The sequence below is a fragment of the Allobosea sp. AK1 genome (assembly GCF_006714945.1).
GTDB classification, from domain to species: domain Bacteria; phylum Pseudomonadota; class Alphaproteobacteria; order Rhizobiales; family Beijerinckiaceae; genus Allobosea; species Allobosea robiniae.
On sequence record NZ_VFMG01000001.1, the window covers coordinates 683,917 to 700,353 of the forward strand.

Sequence of the window (16,437 nt, forward strand, 5' to 3'; positions counted from 1 at the left end):
CGCTCACGCCGATCGCTGCGGCTCCTTCGCCGCCGCTTCCGCCATGAGGTCGGCCAGCGGCCTGGTTCCATCCCACAAAGCCGCACTCCACCCTTCTCGGCGCGCCGCATCGACATTCGCCTGCTTGTCGTCGATGAAGAAAATCTCGTTAGGCGCGAAGCCGGAGCGCGTCGTAACGGCGCGGAAGAACTGCGCCGCGGGCTTGGCCCAGCCGAGCTCCGCCGCATAATGCATCCCGTCGAAATGCCGCTTCAGCCCGAGGCCGTCCCAGATATAGCGGGCGCGCTCATGCTCCTGCACGGTCGCAAGATGCAACTCCAGGCCGCCAGCGCGAATAGGCGCGAGCTGCGCCAGCAAGTCCTGATCGAGGCAGGCATCGTGCTCGAACCAGTACCGAACCAGCCTGTCGGCGCTCAAATCCGGCGCTATCTCGGCTAGTACGGGGGTGAGGCGATCGCGCAAATCGGCACGGCCCAGGATGATGTCCTGCCAATACGGTTCGAAGAATGCTGACTGGAGAAGTGTCTTCGATAGGCCGAGATCGCGTTCGAGATGTCCCGACCATCCCTGCGGCTCGGGATGCACGATCACGACGCCGTCGACATCGACCATCACGGCCTTGAAACGCATGCCCCCGCCCAAGGCGTCAGGGCGCCTTGGCCAGCGGGCGTACCGGTCCCTCGATCGCCGGCAGCGACTTCAGATATTCCGCCATCGCCATCCGATCGCCCTCGGGCAACTGCGCGATATTGCGCACGACCGAGGCCATCGAGCCGCCGACGCTGTCAAAATCCGGCGTGAAGCCGGTCTTCAGCAGTTCCGCGATCTCCTCCTTCGACCACTTGGCGAGACCGTTCTCCGATTGCGTGATGTTCGGCACCCAGCCCTTGCCTTCGGGATCGGGCCCGCCGGCGAAGCGGGTTGCCGGGACGATCGCGCCAAGCGCGTTGCGGTTGGAATGGCACTCGGCGCAATGGCCGGGGCCATTGACCAGATAGGCGCCGCGGTTCCAGGCTTCGCTCTGGCTCGGATCGGGCCGGAACGGCGTGCGCTCGAAGAACAGCAGCTTCCAGCCGCCGACGACGCGGCGGATGTTGAAGGGGAAGCGGAGATCATGCGCAGCCGCCTTGCCCTCGACCGGCGGCAGCGTGCGGATATAGGCGAAGAGGTCGGCCAGCGCCTTCGGCGGCATCAGCCGGTAGGAGGTATAGGGGAAGGACGGGTAGAGATGCTGCCCGGAGGGCGAGACGCCGGCAGCCATCGCATCGACGAAATCCTGCACGCCCCAGTTGCCGATGCCGTCGCGCGTATGCGGCGAGATATTGGGAGCATGGAAGGTGCCGAAAGGCGATTCCAGCGCGAGCCCGCCACCGAGCCTGAGCTTGTCGTCCTGTCCGGGCGTCGCATGGCAGGAGGTGCAGCCGCCGGCCGAGAACAGCAGCTTGCCGTTCTCGACATCCGCTGCCGGCAACGCCCCGATCTCCGGCGAGGGCGAAACCACGCGCGGGTCGGTCAGCACGTAGAAGCCCGCGAAAGCGACGACCGCCAGAAGGACGAGGGTCACGAAAAGGCGGCGCAGCAACAGCATCGAGGTCTCCCGTCAGGACGTCCGGCAGATTGGACGGGCCGGCACTTCATCGGCAACCCTGAAATCGCAGCAATTCCAGACTGGCCCGTTTTCAACGCCCGTGAGCGGTCAAAAGCTCCCTCAGCCACTAAAAAGCGGGCCGCCATCGCTGGCGCCCGCTTCCGGAACCGGCCGCCAAGCCGGTCACTTCTTGATGCGGTAGGCCTCGTGGCAGGTGCCGCAGTTCTTCGTGGCCGCGCCAAAGGCGGTGCGGAAACCATCGAGATTGGCGACGCTCGCGCCAGCGGCGGCATCGGTCTCGAACTTGGCGAAGGCCGCCTTGAAGCCGGCCTGGTCCTCCCAGATCTTCGGAGCGGCCGTGGTCTCGCCGCCGGTCCTGGAGGAATCCGGGAACAGGGTGGGCATCTTCTTGGCCGCATCGGCATAGGTCTTGAAGATCGCCTGCGCCTTGGCGGCATCGAAGGCGGCTTCGCCCTTGGCCATCGCCGCCCCCTCGCGCGTGGCCCCGCCGACGCCCTTCATCGTCTGCTGGCGCTCCGTGATCGGGTTCGACTGCGCCATCACGGCGGTAAGGCCGAGCCCGAGGCCGGCAAGAACGAGAGCGGTGCGGATCATTCAGTTCCCCTCAAAGACAAGTCCGCGCCATCCGGCGCTGTTTTGAACTCGTCCAGATCAAACGATGATCGCAACCTAAGCCAGTCGCTTTTGCGTGAACGGGCTTGCAACGCCGCAAGCCCGACCTTGCATCAAAGCCGATATCCGGCCTCCTTCAGAGCCGTGAACACCTTGAGCGGCGTCGCCGGCATGTCCATCGCCTTGATGCCGGCCGCACGGTCGAGCGCATCGACCATCGCGTTCATCACCGCCGGGCAGGCGCCGATCGCTCCGGCCTCGCCCGCGCCCTTCACGCCGATGGCGTTGGTCAGGCAGCGGACATTGCGCGTCTCGAAATGGAAGTTCGGGATGTCGACGGCGCGCGGCAGGGCATAGTCCATGAACGTCGCGGTCAGCATCTGCCCGTCCGGATCGAAGCGAATCTCCTCCATCAATGCCTGGCCGATGCCCTGGGCCGCACCGCCATGGACCTGGCCCTGCAGCATCAGCGGGTTCAGCGTCACGCCGAAATCGTCGACGACAACATAGTTGAGGATCTCCGTGCCGCCGGTGCCCGGATCGATCTCCAGCTCGCAGACATGGGTGCCATTCGGATAGGTCGCCTCCGGCGGCTGCCAGCTCTGGTGGACCTTGAGCATGGCCGGCGTCGCGCCCGGCAGCGCCGCGATCGCGGCGAGGTCGAGCGACTTGTCGGTGCCGACGATGCGCACTGCGCCCTCGGTGATCTCGAGATCGCCGACCGCCGCCTCGAGCTTCTCCGAGGCGAGCTGCTTGAGATTGTCGGTCAGGATGCCTGTCGCCTTGTCGAGCGCCGCCCCTCCCACCGGAATCGAGCGTGAGCCGCCGGTGCCCGAGCCGGTCTCGATCCGGTCGGTGTCGCCCTGGACGACGCGGATGCGGTCCATCGGGATATCGAGATGCTGCGAGACGAGCTGCGAATAGGCCGTCTCATGCCCCTGCCCGTTCGACTGCGTGCCGATCAGCACCGTGACGGTGCCGTCCTTCTCCAGGATCACGGTCGAACTCTCCGGCCCGCCGCCGCCGCAGGCCTCGATATAGCAGGCCAGGCCGATGCCGCGGATCTTGCCGGCCTTGGCCGATGCCTTCTGGCGGGCCTTGAAGCCCTTCCAGTCGGCGACGTCCATGGCACGGCGCATATGGCCCTCGAACTCGCCGGAATCGTAGACCGGGCCGGTCTGCGTCGAATGCGGCATCTCCGTCGGCTTGACGAAGTTCTGCGCCCTGACCGCTTCCGGCGCCTTGCCGGTCTCGCGTGCGATGGCGTCGACCAGCCGCTCGATCAGATAGGCCGCCTCGGGACGGCCGGCACCGCGATAGGCATCGACGGGGGTGGTGTGGGTCAGCACGCCACGGAAGACGACATGCACGGCCGGAATGCTGTAGCAGCCGGGCGTCATCGTCGTGCCGACCCAGGGGATGAAGGGCCCGTATTGCGAGAGCCAGGCGCCCATCTCGGCCGAGAGATCGACCTTGAGGCCGATGAAACGGCCCTTGGCGTCCAGCGCCATCGTCGCCGTCGCGAGATTGGCGCGGCCATGCGTATCGGCGAGGAAATGCTCGTTGCGATCGGCGACCCAGCGCACCGGGCGCTTGAGTTTTTCGGCCGCGATCATCGCCAGCGGGTATTCGCGATAGAGGAAGATCTTGGTGCCGAAACCGCCGCCGACATCCGGCGTCACCACGCGGATGCGCTTGGGATCGACCTTGAGCACATAGGTCGCGATCAGGTCGCGCATGCCGTGGCTGCCCTGGCTGCCCAGGGTCAGGGTCCAGCGCTTGTCGGCCTTGTCGTATTCGGCGATGCAGGCCCGCGTCTCCATGTAATTGGAGGCGAGCCGGTTGTTGACGACCGTCAGCGAGACGGTGCGCGCCGCCTTGGCGAAGGCCTTCTCGGTCTTGGCGCGGTCGCCCTGCTCGGCCTCGAAAGCGACATTGCCCTTGCGGTCGGGCCAGACCTGCGGCGCGCCCTTTTGCAACGCCTCTGCAATGCCGGTCACGGCCGGCAGCGGGTCCCAGTCGATCGCGATCGCCTCGGCCGCGTCGCGCGCCTGCGCCAGCGTCTCCGCGACGATGAAGGCGACGGCCTCGCCGACATGGCGCACCGTGTCGGTCGGCAGCACCGGAACGGGCAAGGATTCCGACATCTCGCCGGAGGTGGTCTTCACATGCCCCTTGCACGGCAGATCGCCATACCCCGAGACATCCGCACCGGTCAGGATGAGCTTGACGCCCTTCATCTTGCGGGCCGTCTCGACATCGGCGACGGCGAAGCGCGCATGGGCGTAAGGCGAGCGCAGGACGAAGGCGTGCAGGGCACCCTCGGCTGCGATGTCATCCGTATAGCGGCCGGCGCCGGTCGTCAGGCGCTGATCCTCGACCCGCCGCACCGGCTGGCCGAAACCGAATTTCATGGGACGCATGAGGCATATCCTCAGTTAGGTCTAATGAAAGACTGGAGCATAAACCGCGCCACGTCAGCCCCGGCACACCACGCGCCGGGGCTGCGCCGCACGCATCGAACTCAACGCGACATGCGCACCGCCGTCTCCGACAGCGAGACCATGGTGTTGTAGCTGCTCACCAGCCAGTTGGCGTCGTTCGCCGCGCCGCGCCGGACATCGCCCTTGCTCTTGGCGAGCTTGTCGCTGAAATCGCGCAGCTTGCCCAGCCAGGAGCTCGCCTGGCTCTCGATGAACGGCACGCCCTTGGGCTCCTTGTCCTTGAACGCATCCATCTCGCGGACGGCGGCGGCATAGTCGGCAATCGCGGCGTTGAAGGACTTGAGGTCGACGATCGGGCTCTCGTTGCTCGGCATCAGGTCCATCACGGCACGCGCGTTGATCATGATATTGCGCACCTGCCAGCGGGCCGACTTGCCCTCGCGCTGCTCGACCGAGGCGAGCTCGCGCTGGTCGAGCCCGCGCTTGTAGACGCGCATCAGCGCATCGACCTTGGCCCGCTCCTCGAGGAAGGTCTTCGCCGCCGGCACCATCAGCGCGTGCAGCTTCTGGCCCTCCACGAGGTTGTCGTCGCGATAGTCCTTGCGGTCGTAGTAGCGCTCGGCCCTGGTGATCAGCGGCGCCAGCTCCTGATAGGCCTTGATATAGCGGCCCATGGTCTCGTCGATCGCCGGCAGCTTCGGCTCCCGCGCCATCGCCTCCTCGGCCTTCTTGATCTCGCTGTTGACGTCGTAAAGGCTGTAGAGCCCGTAGGTGATGTAGCGCTCCTTGCCGGTCGGGCCCTTCTTCATGTCGACCCAGCTGTCATAGCGCTCCCAGGACTGGATCGCCCGCAGCGTGCGGTTCATCAGTCCGGTATAGGCGTTCGACTTGGTGATCGCGGCCTGGAGATCGTCATCGGCGGCCTTGCTGGCGCTGCCGGCGGGAACGGTCGCGGCGCTCTGCGCCCAGCCGGCTCCCGGAGCGGCCAGGAGCAGCGCGGTGGCGCAGGCCGCACCGTAGAAGAAAGTTCGGGTCAGCATGGTTTTATCCTTGGTCTACGGGCGGCGTGGGCGTGGATGAGGCCTCAAGGCCTCAATCCTGCTCCACCGGCTCGCCGTGCATCAGCCAGTCCTTGAAGCCGCCGGCATAGTGGCTGTCGATGTCGAGCCCCGCGGACTGGGCGAATTCCAGTGCCCGCCGCGAGCGCACGCCCGCCGCGCAGGACAAGACGATGCGCTTGCCGGGCTCGTTCGGCAGGTCCGCGGGGTCGAATTGAGACAAAGGCCGCGAGACCGAACCCGGAATATGCCCGGCGGCGAATTCATGCGGCTCGCGCACGTCGACCAGAAGGATGGAGCCATCGCCCAACCCCGCCTTGATGGCGTCGATATCGAGGTCGTTCACGATCATGGGCAGGCCACTCCAGCCCGGTCGGGCGAGCCGTTGAGATAGGGCGGCAGTCCGGGAAACGCCACCGCTCGGCCGCGCTTCCGGGTGCCGAAAAGAAAAAGCAGCCGCGGGCACGAGGCGCGCGGCTGCCTTGTCGGCGAGGCGCCTCAGCCCTTCGGCGGAATGCGCAGGACCCAGCCCGGCTGGATCAGGTCGGGATTCTTGACCGGCGGCGTGTTGGCCTTGACGATCTCGGTGTACTTGGCGCCCTGGCCCTTGCCGTAATGCTCCTCGGCGATCTTCCAGAGCGTGTCGCCCTTCTTGACCGTGTAGAACACCGCCGCCGCGGCTTCCTTGGTCACGGCAAGGTCCGATTCGACCTGGGCCACGCCCGTGGTGTTGCCGAGCGCGAGAATGATCTTCTCGGCCTCTTCCGTCGAAACGGCCTTGCCGGAGACCTTCACCTTGTCGCCGTCGATCTGGATGTTGACGTCAGCAGGCAGGCCGTGCCCGGCGAGCTCCTTCTGGAGATCGTCGGCGGTTGCCGCCTTGGCCGAGCCGCCGAAGATCTTGGCGCCGGCATCCTTGATGAAACTGAACAGACCCATGAGCAAATCTCCTCGTGTCGGTGTGCTATCAAGCCCTGTCGCGCCGCCCTATGCAAGCGGCTACGGAAAAGGTGTTTTGCTTGCCGGCTAGCACCAATCGCGCAAAGCGGACCCCACCGGCCTTTCCCGCACGTCTCGCGGCTGGCAAGAACGTCGCCGACGAAACCGGAGTTCCCGCCATGCTGACCCTCGCCCAGGCCCAGACCATTCTCCAGACCGCGCTGGCCCATGCCGAAGCCGCCGGCTTCAAACCGCTCGCCATTGCCGTTCTCGACGCGCGCGGCGCGCAGAAGGCCTTCGCCGCGCAGGACGGCACCAGCCTGAAGCGCGGCGAGATCGCGCTCGGCAAGGCGCATGGCGTGGTCGCGCTCGGCCTGGGTTCGCGCGCCCTCCACAAGATGGCGCTGGATCGGCCCTATTTCGTGGAAGCGGCGACCCATGCCGTCGGTGGTTCGCTGGTGCCGGTGCCCGGCGGCGTGCTGATCCGCTCGCCCGAGGGCGCAGTCCTCGGCGCCGTCGGCATCTCCGGCGACACCTCCGACAATGACGAGGCCGCTGCCTGCGCCGGCATCACTGCCGCCGGGCTCAAGGCCGATACGGGAGCCTGATTCCGCTACCGCGGCCGGGGGAAAGAGAAGGCTTTTCCCCTCTCCCCGGTCGCTCCGCTGTTTCAGCACTTTGCACTTGCAAACCGGCCTTCGAAGCCTCATGTCCTGCGCGCGAGTTCGTTAAATCGGACAGTTTGGACCGGCTCGAAGGTAGAATCATGAGCGACGCGGCTGCCGCCAACGAAAACGAAGTCATCACCACCGACGTCGTCATCGTCGGCGCCGGCCCCTGCGGCCTTTTTGCCGTCTTCGAGCTCGGCCTGCTCGATATCCGCGCGCATCTCGTCGACATCCTGCCGAAGGTCGGCGGGCAATGCGCGGAGCTCTATCCGGAGAAGCCGATCTACGACATCCCCGGCTTCCCGATGGTCACCGGCCAGGCGCTGGTCGACAACCTGCTCGAACAGATCAAGCCGTTCGGGCCGACCTTCCATCTCAACCAGATGATCGAGGCGGTCGAGCCGACCGGCACGCAGGAGGCGCCGCGCTTCCGCGTCACCACCGATGCCGGCACCGTGTTCGACACCAAGAGCGTGATCATCGCCGCCGGCGGCGGCTCCTTCCAGCCGAAGAAGCCGCCGATTCCCGGCATCGAAGGCTATGAGAACGGCTCGGTCTTCTACGCCGTGCGCAAGATGGAGGCCTTCCGCGGCCGCAACATCCTGATCGTCGGCGGCGGCGATTCCGCCCTCGACTGGACGCTGAACCTCCAGCCGATCGCCAATCGCGTCACGCTGATGCATCGCCGCGACGATTTCCGCGCCGCGCCGCATTCGGTCGAGCAGATGCGCAGCCTCGTCGCCGACGGCAAGATGGACATGAAACTCGGCCAGGTCACCGGGCTCAAGGGCGAGAACGGCAAGCTTGAGGCGGTGGTCTGTCGCGGCACCGACAACGAGCCCTTCGACATCGCCTGCGATACGCTGCTGCCCTTCTTCGGGCTGACCATGAAGCTCGGCCCGATCGCCGACTGGGGCCTGAACCTCAACGAGAACCTCGTCCCGGTCGATACCGAGAAATTCGAGACCAGCGTGCCCGGCATCTTCGCCGTCGGCGACATCAACACCTATCCGGGCAAGCTCAAGCTCATCCTCTCGGGTTTCCACGAGGCTGCGCTCTGCGCCCAGAAGGTCCACCGCTACGTCTATCCGGAGAAGCGGCTGACCTTCCAGTATACGACCTCTTCCAGCAGCCTGCAGAAGAAGCTCGGCGTCGCCTGAGCGGGGCGGCACCTGTCTCCCGTGCACGCCGCAGCGTGAAACGCTGCTGCGCAGACACGGGACCGCGTGACGCTTGGGGCTCCCGTCCTTACGGCCTCCGCATGGGCGCCTTTTCCGGGAAACGGTCCCGTGTCTGCGCAGCGGCATTCACGTGCCGCAGCGCGCACGGGATGGCACCGCTTGCTTGAAGGCAGAGCTCGCAAGATCAGGGGACGATGAAAGCCGCGGCCCCCGCCGCGGCTTTTTTCAATGCGCGATGGCGTCGCCGGGGATATGCGCGGCGGCCGTGCCGTTGCGCGCCGGCGGAACCTGGGCGGTGCCCAGACCCAGCGAATTGCGGACGCTTTCGGACGGCCCCGCCAGCTTCGGCATCTCGCCCGGCGCGGTGACGATCTGCGGCTCGTCATGCCTTGGAGCAGGCGGCAACATGTCATCCGGCTCCTGCGGTTCGATCCGCGCCCTGAGCTCCGCCAGCGCGCCCCAGAGCGGCTGGAAGCTGAAGCGCACCTTGTGCGTGCCGGCCGGCACCTGCACGGCACGGAACAGGACATTCGCCCGCAGGATCTCGCTCTCGACGCCGTCGACCTCGACCTTCCACCAGGGATGCCAGATGTCGTTGAGCACGACGAAGCCGGCGACAGGCGTCGTGACCTCGATCTCGACCTGCGCATTGCGATAGCGCGTCAGCTTGACCTCGGCCTGAGTCGCGACCGGCCCTTCCGGCGTCGCGACGGGTGGCTCGACATCGAGCAGGACGGCCTGCGTCGGGTCGGTCTCCGGCCAGCGGCCCGACAGCTTCATGCTCTCGAAATCGGCGAACTGCCAGCCACCGACGAACTGCACGCGCGGCAGGGCTCGCGGGTTTTCGTAGACATAGCCCTGCTTCGTCCGGGCGATCAGGGTGAGATCGTTCTCGCCAAGGTTGTGGTCGACCTGCTCGATCGGAACCGGCGAGGCGATGTAGCGCAAGCCCAGCAGGTTCGCGAGGCGGCAGCGATAGGACGGGAAGAGCGGGGTGAACTTGCGGTCGGCCGGCCTGGCGATGCCGTCGCCCGTGCCGACAGCCTCGGAGAAATCCTCCAGCCGCAGCGGGTTGTAACCGAGCGTGTGGTCGAAGCCGTGAACCATGCCGGCATTCGGCCATTCGAAGCCCATGCCGAGCAATTCGACCCGGTCGCGGCGCGGTGAGCCCTCGGGCTGGGAGGTCAGGTGCTTCAGGAGCGCGATGGTGTCGTTCTTCGTGCCCGGCTCCAGCACGTCGTAGAGCTGCGGCGCGAGCGCGGTCGATTCGTTGGGGCCATTGTTGACGCCGAGATCGGCGGCGACGACGCCGGTGACCAGGACCGCCGCGGCGGCAGTGCCGAGCGCGCCGCGCCAGCGCTGCAGGATGAAGAACGCTCCGCCCGCGACCGCAAACCAACCGAGCGCCATTGCGACCGGCTTCCAGGCATCGGCCAGGTGCCCCCAGCCGCGCGAGACCGCGAGCGCGAGCAGGAGCGTGCCGAGCACCAGACCCGCCCCGATCAGCATGTCGCGGCGGAACGAGGTTCCCGCCTCCGCCGTCAGGATGCGATGCAGCACATAGCCCGAAAGGATCGCTGCGATGCCACCGATCAGGAAGGTCGCGTCGGCCGGCCGGCGGAACTGCTTCACGCCCGGAAGGTATTCGTAGGCGAGATGGAACAGCGGCGTGTAGCGACCGAGCGCGAACAGCACCATGAAGGCCAGCATCAGCGTCAGCGGGCGAACCGACTTGTCCCAGAGCCAGCCGCGCGTCAGGCCGGGCGCCAGCAGCAGCAGCAGCGGCAGCGCGCCGAAATAGACCTGCGCCATGTTCTGGGAGAGATAGAGCACCTGCGGATTGCCGTACGGGCCCCAGAATTCGACGGCCGGGTCCTTGGCGCCGAATAGGTCGCCGACGAAGGCGGACAGCAGCGACACCGGATGCAGCGAGCCGCGGCCCGCGAACGCGAAATCGATCTCGGGCCGCGTCGTCGCCTCGGCGAAGAGCCAGGTCCAGATCAGCGGCATGGCGATGACGGCGAGGCCGACCACGCTTGCCGCGGTGATCGGCAGCAGGCTCGCCTTGAAGGCCGCCCAGCCGCCGGAGATCCAATGCGCCACCACCATGGCGATCAGCACATAGCAGGCGAGCAGCGCGACCTGGTCCGGCTCCAGCACCATCATGCCGGCGGCAAGGCCGGCGAAGACACCGGACAGGACGGATGAACGCTGCAGCATCCGCGCCGTCAGCCAGAAGGCGATGGCGAAGAAGGCATAGCTCGCGATCTGCCCGACATGCTGGACGCGCCAGGCCGCCGAGGCACCGAAAGCGAAGACCAGCGCCGCCATCAGCCCGCCGGCCGCATGCCAGCCGCGATCGCGGAAGAACAGGATGAGCGCGAGCCCGCCGGCCAGCAGATGCGCCAGCACATAGGCATCGACCTCGCGGAAGCTGGGTTCCGGCGAGATCAGCGCGAGCAGGATCGCGGGCGAGAAGATCAGCGATTGCGGATCGGCGATCTGCGGCGAGCCGGCAAAGACGTTGTGATTCCAGAAGGGCGACTGGCCGGTATGGATCGCGTTGGCAAGGAACTGCACCTGCGCCTGGAAATGCGCCTTGGCGTCGAACGGAATCGTCACCGCCCCCGAAAGCCAGGGCCAGCACAGGATGCCCCATGCCACGACGAAACCGATGGCCGCCAGCAGGTAACCGGCGCCCCTTGCATCCACGCGTCTCAACTGGACCCCCACGGTCCTCGGCACGAACGGTCCCGTTCTGGGATCCTGTCTCCAGCCCTGGCAGTGGCCGGACCATGACGCCGCGTACCTGAACCGAATCTGAACGCGATCACGCATCCGTGAGCGGGGATGCCGACAGGCTGAAGAAAGAGGAAATGGGATGGGCGAAGGACGAGGTCACGGCGCCCCGAAGCACGCATCCGTCATGGTCGGGCTTGTCCCGACCATCCACGTCTTCGCTGTTCAAGGGATGTGTTCAAGGCGTGGATGCTCGCCACAAGGGCGAGCATGACGGCGCAACGCCTCAGCGCGTGGCAGCGAGCCAGCCCGCCAGTGCCTTCCGCTCGGACGGAGTCATCCCGGAGAGGTTGTTCGGCGGCATCGCATGGGTCATCACGGCCTGCGTCCGGATGGCGCGGGCATGGATCGCGATCTGCTCGGGCTCATGCAGCAGCACGCCCTTCGGCGCGATCTGGATGCCAGGCCAGGACGGCTCCGGCGCATGGCACATGGCGCAGCGCCCGGTCACGATGTTCGAGACTTCGGTCGGCGGCAGTGTCATGCCCGCCAGCAGGACGGGTTTCGCCGCCTCGTCAGCCTTCAGGCCGAGTTGCTCGCGCCCGCCCGGCGAGGACGACATCGCCACCCAGAACGCGAGCCAGAGCGCCAGGATCGCCACCGCCCAGCACCACCAGGGCGATTTCGCGTGGTCGGCATGCCGGATATTGAAGAAATGCCGGATCAGCGCTCCGGCGACGATCACCAGCGCCACCAGCAGCGGGATCACGCTCGAATTGGCGAAGGTCACCGGATAATGGTTCGACAGCATCAGGAACAGCACCGGCAGGGTGATGTAGTTGTTATGCGTCGAGCGCTGCTTGGCAGCCTTGCCGTATTTCGGATCGGGTGTCTGCCCCGCGACGAGCGCTGCGATCACCTTCCGCTGGCCGGGCATGATGTTGAAGAAGACATTGGCGGTCATGATCGTCGCCATCAGCGCGCCGGTATGGATCAGCGCCCCGCGCCCGGAGAAAACATTGGCGAAGGCCCAGCTCGCGGCGACGACATAGCCGAAGCCGACGAGGCCCAGCCACACGTCGTGCTTGCCGAGCGGCGACTTGCAGAGCAGGTCGTAGACCAGCCACCCGACCACCAGCGCCGCGATGCCGATCGCGCCCGCGGCAAAAGGCGACAGCTGCATCACCGCCGGATCGATCAGGTAGAGCTCCGACTGCGCGTAATAGACCCAGACCAGCAGGAAGAAGCCTGAGATCCAGGTCCAGTAGCTCTGCCATTTGTGCCAGGTCAGCTCGGCCGGCATCACGGCCGGCGCGACCATGTATTTGCGCATCTCGTAGAAGCCGCCGCCATGGACCTGCCAGGCGCGGCCACCTGTGCCGGGCGGGATATCCTCGGCCGGCTTCAGCGAGGCATCGAGATGGATGAAGAAGAAGGAAGCTCCGATCCAGGCGATCGCCGTGATGACATGGAGCCAGCGCAGCATCATGCCGCCCCATTCCATCAGATAAGCTGCAAGCATGGCGCTGCGCTCCGCGAAGGCTGATGATCGTCCCGAATCCGGAAGATGCGGCTTCGAAGGCGGAAACTAGCCTGCTTTCGCCGTCTCTGAAATCGCCCCCGCGCCGAGCTTCCGGGAAGACGATCCTGGCGAACATGCTGCTATCGATTTTCGCGCCGGTCGCTTTACAGTCGCGAAGGTCCGTGGCCACGCCGGAATCGGCGCCCGCCGGATATCGACGCCTTCAGGAGAAGCCGGCGCATGGGACATCTTTCGACGCATGTGCTGGACACGGTCAACGGTCGCCCGGGCGCCGGCATCGCGGTGTCGCTGGATCGGCTCAGGGCCGACGGCACACGCGAGCGGCTGGCCGAGACCGTGACCAATGCCGATGGCCGCACCGATTCAGCTTTGCTCTCGGGAACGCTGGTGCCCGGCACTTATGAACTGACCTTCGCGATCGGCGCCTATTTCCGCGGCCTCGGCACCGCCTTGCCGCAGCCCGCCTTCCTCGACCTCGTCCCCGTCCGCTTCGGCATCGCCGAGCCGGAGGGACGCTATCACGTCCCGCTCCTGGCTTCGCCCTGGAGCTATTCCACCTATCGCGGCAGCTAGACCATCATGAGCCAGACCACCTATCCGCGCGACATGAAGGGCTATGGCCGCAATGCCCCTCATCCGCACTGGCCGGGCGAGGCCCGCATCGCCGTCCAGTTCGTGATCAATTACGAGGAAGGCGGCGAGAACTGCATCCTCCATGGCGATGCGGCTTCAGAGGCCTTCCTCTCCGAGATCGTCGGCGCCGCGCCCTGGCCGGGCCAGCGCCACATGAACATGGAGTCGATCTACGAATACGGCTCCCGTGCCGGCTACTGGCGGCTCTGGCGGATGTTCACGCAGCGGGACCTGCCGGTCACCGTCTTCGCCGTCGCCAGCGCGCTCGCCCGCTATCCCGAGATCGTCGGCTCGATGCAGGAAGCCGGCTGGGAGATCGCGACCCACGGCCTGAAATGGATCGACTATCGCGATACGCCCAGGGAGCGCGAGCGCGCCGATATCCTGGAAGCGATCCGCATCCAGACCGAGCTTGCCGGCGAGCGACCGCTCGGCTGCTACCAGGGCCGCACTTCGGAAAACACGATTCCCCTGACGATGGAGGAAGGCGGCTTCCTCTACACGGCCGATGTCTATGCCGACGAGTTGCCCTACTGGCTCGCCGGGCCGAAGGGGCCGCAGCTCGCCGTTCCCTATACGCTCGACGCCAACGACATGCGCTTCGCCACGCCACAGGGCTTCAACACCGGGGAGCAGTTCTTCACCTATCTCAAGGACTCGTTCGACACGCTTTATGCCGAGGGCGAGACCGCCCCGAAGATGATGTCGATCGGCCTGCATTGCCGCCTCGTCGGGCGCCCGGGCCGCGCCGCGGCGCTCGCCCGCTTCCTCGACTATGTCCAGAGCCATGAGCGGGTCTGGGTCGCGACCCGCCTCGACATCGCCCGTCATTGGGTCAGGACGCAGCCGCCGGCTGGCGGTTATGTACCCTCGAAGCTGCCCAAGGCGCTGTTCACCGAGGTCTTCGGCCGCGTCTGGGAGCATTCGCCCTGGATCACTGAGGCCGCCCACGACGCCGGCATCGGCGCAGATCACGACACGGCGGAAAGCCTGCACGCGGCGATGGTCTCAAGCATGCGCAAGGGGTCAGCCGAACAGCAGAAGTCCCTGCTCACCGCCCATCCTGACCTTGCCGGCAAGCTCGCGGCCGCAGGCGAGCTCACGCCGGAATCGACGCAGGAGCAGGCCGGCGCGGGGCTCGACCGCCTGACCAGCGACGAGCGCGTCCGCTTCACCGCGCTGAACGAGGCCTACAAGGCCCGCTTCGGCATCCCCTTCATCATGGCGGTGAAGGGGGCGACCAAGGCCCAGATCCTCGCCGCCTTCGACGCGCGCCTCAAGAACACGCCCGAGCAGGAATTCGCTACGGCGCTGGCCGAGGTCGAGAAGATCGCCCTGTTCCGGCTGAAGGAACTGCTGCCGGCGGGCTGAGCCCGGCCAGACCGGAACCCTCCTTCGATCGCGGCGTTGATGGTGCGCTATCGAGGAGGGTTTCCGTTCGTGTTCCGACTGCTTCTGGTCATCATCGTGCTCGTCGTCGGCTATGACGCGGTCGTCCATCAGGGCGCCTATACGCGCGACGCCTGGAACAGCATCGTGCGGTTGACCAGCTCGTCGGTCGAGGGCGCCAAGGAACTCGGCGAGCGCGCCCGCAACTGAGCTTTACGCGGCCGCCCGCCCCTCGACGATCCCGGCGATCGCCTCCAGCATCCGCGTATCGTCGCCGGCGAGCCCTTCCATCGCCGCCATGCGCTGGATCACCGTGCCGGCGATCGCCTCCTCCACCGTGTCCTCGGCATAGGCATAGAAGATCGTCGCGTGCTGGCCGTCGCGATGGCAGCGGCCCTCGATCTGCTGGAGCTGGATCGCGCTGTGGCGCATATCGTGGATGACGAGCGCCCGCTCGCGCTCGCCGCCCGGCATCTCGCCGCGATGCAATGAGATCGACTCGGTCACGGTGAAGATCACCGCATCTAGCTGCCCGGTCTGGAAGGCGATCCGCGTCTCCTCGTTCTGCGCGCCCGAGCGTTCGCCGTTGATCTCGGCCGTCCGCCAGCCCCGCCCTTTGAGTGTATCGGCAAGCATCGCACTGGTCTCGAGGAAGGCGACGGAAATCGCCACCTGCTCGTCATTGCCCAGGAGGTCCTCGCAGAAATCCGCCGTACCGGGGATGCGCAGCAGGCTCGCCTTCTGGCGGAAGCGCAGATCGGCGGCCCAGCCCTGCGGCTTGCGCGTCGAGCCGCCGGCCAGCCCCAATTCCTTCCGGAACTCGCGCCAGGTCGCGTCATAGAGCTTGCGTGCCGCCGTATCGAGCGCGACCGGCGCCAGCTCCCGCTGCACCTCGGGCCAGCCCGCGATCTCCTCCGGCCGGCGACGCAAGCCGATGGCGTTCGCGCCGCGATAGAGCAGATCGGCCATCACCTTCCTATCGGCCTCGTTCGGCTCCCAGCTCCAGTTCTTCCAGCGCCCCTTGGCCCGGCCAATCTTCAGCCGCTTCATCAGCACGCGAAACCCGTCGAGATCGGCCGTGGGCATGCCCGCCGCCTTGGCCAGCAGGCCCGCGAGATAGGACAGCTCATGCGGCGACTGGCCGGCCGTCGCGCTCATATAGATCGTGAAATCGGCGGCCTCCGCCATCTGGCGGCAAACCAGCCCCTGCTGCGAGTTCGGATTGCGGATGCGATGCGCCTCGTCGATCACCACGAGCGGCCAGGCACGCTTGGGCCGGCCATGCTTGGCGATCTCGTTGTTCTTCGCCCGCGTCGAGCGCTTCTTGCTGTCGGCAACGGGGGCGAGCAGCGACTTCGTCTTCTCGAAATTCATCAACGTCACGCGCTTCGCCGGCAAGCCCGACAGCGCCATGGTCCGCCGCCATTGCGGGATCGCGCCTTTGGGGCAGATCACCAGCACCTCCTCCTCCGGCATCGCCGACAGGGCAAGCCAGGCCGAGAGCGTCTTGCCGAGGCCGGTGAGGTCTCCCAGCAGGAAGCCGGCCGCGCCCTTGACCCGCGCCGCCAGGATGGCGTCACGCGCAACGAGCTGGTGCGGATGCGGGATCATCGTCATGCAGC

Annotated in this window: 15 protein-coding genes; 5 read left to right on the forward strand and 10 right to left on the reverse strand. The window is 66.6% G+C overall.

The genetic code is table 11. The features are described 5' to 3' along the window. Positions 1 to 3 precede the first annotated feature (3 nt). The 7 genes from FHT98_RS03625 to lysM all read right to left on the reverse strand — a co-directional run bounded on the left by FHT98_RS03625 (position 4) and on the right by lysM (position 6,662). Positions 4 to 630, reverse strand: a complete 627-nt coding sequence (locus FHT98_RS03625; protein WP_142112506.1) for an HAD family hydrolase — start codon at positions 628 to 630, stop codon at positions 4 to 6. A 16-nt stretch (positions 631 to 646) separates the two neighbouring features. Continuing rightward, complete coding sequence (locus FHT98_RS03630) at positions 647 to 1,588, reverse strand: c-type cytochrome (RefSeq protein ID WP_142112509.1); 942 nt, start codon at positions 1,586 to 1,588, stop codon at positions 647 to 649. 183 nt (positions 1,589 to 1,771) lie between these two features. Further along, positions 1,772 to 2,203: a c-type cytochrome gene (locus FHT98_RS03635; RefSeq protein WP_061966857.1), complete on the reverse strand. Its 432-nt coding sequence runs from the start codon at positions 2,201 to 2,203 to the stop codon at positions 1,772 to 1,774. A gap of 131 nt (positions 2,204 to 2,334) precedes the next feature. Then, positions 2,335 to 4,644 carry a xanthine dehydrogenase family protein molybdopterin-binding subunit gene (locus tag FHT98_RS03640; RefSeq protein WP_142112512.1) on the reverse strand — a complete coding sequence of 770 codons (2,310 nt, stop codon included), beginning with the start codon at positions 4,642 to 4,644 and terminating at the stop codon, positions 2,335 to 2,337. Between the two features lie 101 nt (positions 4,645 to 4,745). After that, complete coding sequence (locus FHT98_RS03645) at positions 4,746 to 5,705, reverse strand: DUF3829 domain-containing protein (protein WP_142112514.1); 960 nt, start codon at positions 5,703 to 5,705, stop codon at positions 4,746 to 4,748. Between the two features lie 52 nt (positions 5,706 to 5,757). After that, on the reverse strand, positions 5,758 to 6,075 hold the full coding sequence (locus tag FHT98_RS03650; protein ID WP_061966854.1) for a rhodanese-like domain-containing protein: 318 nt from the start codon (positions 6,073 to 6,075) through the stop codon (positions 5,758 to 5,760). A 146-nt stretch (positions 6,076 to 6,221) separates the two neighbouring features. Continuing rightward, positions 6,222 to 6,662 (reverse strand): peptidoglycan-binding protein LysM, encoded by a 441-nt coding sequence (gene lysM / locus FHT98_RS03655; RefSeq protein WP_061966853.1) that lies wholly within the window; start codon positions 6,660 to 6,662, stop codon positions 6,222 to 6,224. Between the two features lie 179 nt (positions 6,663 to 6,841). Between lysM and FHT98_RS03660 the strand changes: the two genes are divergently transcribed. Next, positions 6,842 to 7,270, forward strand: a complete 429-nt coding sequence (locus FHT98_RS03660; RefSeq protein ID WP_113587258.1) for a GlcG/HbpS family heme-binding protein — start codon at positions 6,842 to 6,844, stop codon at positions 7,268 to 7,270. A 158-nt stretch (positions 7,271 to 7,428) separates the two neighbouring features. Then, entirely contained in the window at positions 7,429 to 8,490 is a 1,062-nt protein-coding gene (locus tag FHT98_RS03665) for an NAD(P)/FAD-dependent oxidoreductase (protein ID WP_061966851.1), read from the forward strand. A 246-nt stretch (positions 8,491 to 8,736) separates the two neighbouring features. On the opposite strand, the gene FHT98_RS03670 is transcribed toward FHT98_RS03665, so the two are convergent. Both FHT98_RS03670 and FHT98_RS03675 read right to left on the reverse strand, forming a co-directional pair. After that, on the reverse strand, positions 8,737 to 11,232 hold the full coding sequence (locus FHT98_RS03670; RefSeq protein ID WP_185745066.1) for a hypothetical protein: 2,496 nt from the start codon (positions 11,230 to 11,232) through the stop codon (positions 8,737 to 8,739). A 304-nt stretch (positions 11,233 to 11,536) separates the two neighbouring features. Further along, positions 11,537 to 12,772 (reverse strand): urate hydroxylase PuuD, encoded by a 1,236-nt coding sequence (locus FHT98_RS03675; protein WP_142112518.1) that lies wholly within the window; start codon positions 12,770 to 12,772, stop codon positions 11,537 to 11,539. 240 nt (positions 12,773 to 13,012) lie between these two features. Here FHT98_RS03675 and uraH point away from each other — a divergent pair, with 240 nt between their 5' ends. From uraH to FHT98_RS26130, 3 genes are all read left to right on the forward strand, one after another. Then, positions 13,013 to 13,366, forward strand: a complete 354-nt coding sequence (gene uraH, locus FHT98_RS03680) for a hydroxyisourate hydrolase (protein WP_113587261.1) — start codon at positions 13,013 to 13,015, stop codon at positions 13,364 to 13,366. Between the two features lie 6 nt (positions 13,367 to 13,372). Continuing rightward, positions 13,373 to 14,797, forward strand: coding sequence for an allantoinase PuuE (gene puuE, locus FHT98_RS03685; RefSeq protein WP_142112520.1), 1,425 nt, complete (start codon positions 13,373 to 13,375; stop codon positions 14,795 to 14,797). 69 nt (positions 14,798 to 14,866) lie between these two features. Continuing rightward, on the forward strand, positions 14,867 to 15,025 hold the full coding sequence (locus FHT98_RS26130) for a hypothetical protein (RefSeq protein WP_162766440.1): 159 nt from the start codon (positions 14,867 to 14,869) through the stop codon (positions 15,023 to 15,025). 3 nt (positions 15,026 to 15,028) lie between these two features. Here FHT98_RS26130 and FHT98_RS03690 read toward each other — a convergent pair whose 3' ends face one another. Then, on the reverse strand, positions 15,029 to 16,432 hold the full coding sequence (locus FHT98_RS03690) for an SNF2-related protein (protein WP_142112522.1): 1,404 nt from the start codon (positions 16,430 to 16,432) through the stop codon (positions 15,029 to 15,031). Positions 16,433 to 16,437: the final 5 nt, after the last annotated feature.

Excerpts from the sequence above, each read along its gene's own strand:
- FHT98_RS03625 (WP_142112506.1), bottom strand. The coding sequence starts at position 630 with ATGCGTTTCAAGGCCGTGATGGTCGATGTCGACGGCGTCGTGATCGTG.
- FHT98_RS03630 (WP_142112509.1), bottom strand. The coding sequence starts at position 1,588 with ATGCTGTTGCTGCGCCGCCTTTTCGTGACCCTCGTCCTTCTGGCGGTC.
- FHT98_RS03635 (WP_061966857.1), bottom strand. The coding sequence starts at position 2,203 with ATGATCCGCACCGCTCTCGTTCTTGCCGGCCTCGGGCTCGGCCTTACC.
- FHT98_RS03640 (WP_142112512.1), bottom strand. The coding sequence starts at position 4,644 with ATGCGTCCCATGAAATTCGGTTTCGGCCAGCCGGTGCGGCGGGTCGAG.
- FHT98_RS03645 (WP_142112514.1), bottom strand. The coding sequence starts at position 5,705 with ATGCTGACCCGAACTTTCTTCTACGGTGCGGCCTGCGCCACCGCGCTG.
- FHT98_RS03650 (WP_061966854.1), bottom strand. The coding sequence starts at position 6,075 with ATGATCGTGAACGACCTCGATATCGACGCCATCAAGGCGGGGTTGGGC.
- lysM (WP_061966853.1), bottom strand. The coding sequence starts at position 6,662 with ATGGGTCTGTTCAGTTTCATCAAGGATGCCGGCGCCAAGATCTTCGGC.
- FHT98_RS03660 (WP_113587258.1), top strand. The coding sequence starts at position 6,842 with ATGCTGACCCTCGCCCAGGCCCAGACCATTCTCCAGACCGCGCTGGCC.
- FHT98_RS03665 (WP_061966851.1), top strand. The coding sequence starts at position 7,429 with ATGAGCGACGCGGCTGCCGCCAACGAAAACGAAGTCATCACCACCGAC.
- FHT98_RS03675 (WP_142112518.1), bottom strand. The coding sequence starts at position 12,772 with ATGCTTGCAGCTTATCTGATGGAATGGGGCGGCATGATGCTGCGCTGG.
- uraH (WP_113587261.1), top strand. The coding sequence starts at position 13,013 with ATGGGACATCTTTCGACGCATGTGCTGGACACGGTCAACGGTCGCCCG.
- puuE (WP_142112520.1), top strand. The coding sequence starts at position 13,373 with ATGAGCCAGACCACCTATCCGCGCGACATGAAGGGCTATGGCCGCAAT.
- FHT98_RS03690 (WP_142112522.1), bottom strand. The coding sequence starts at position 16,432 with ATGACGATGATCCCGCATCCGCACCAGCTCGTTGCGCGTGACGCCATC.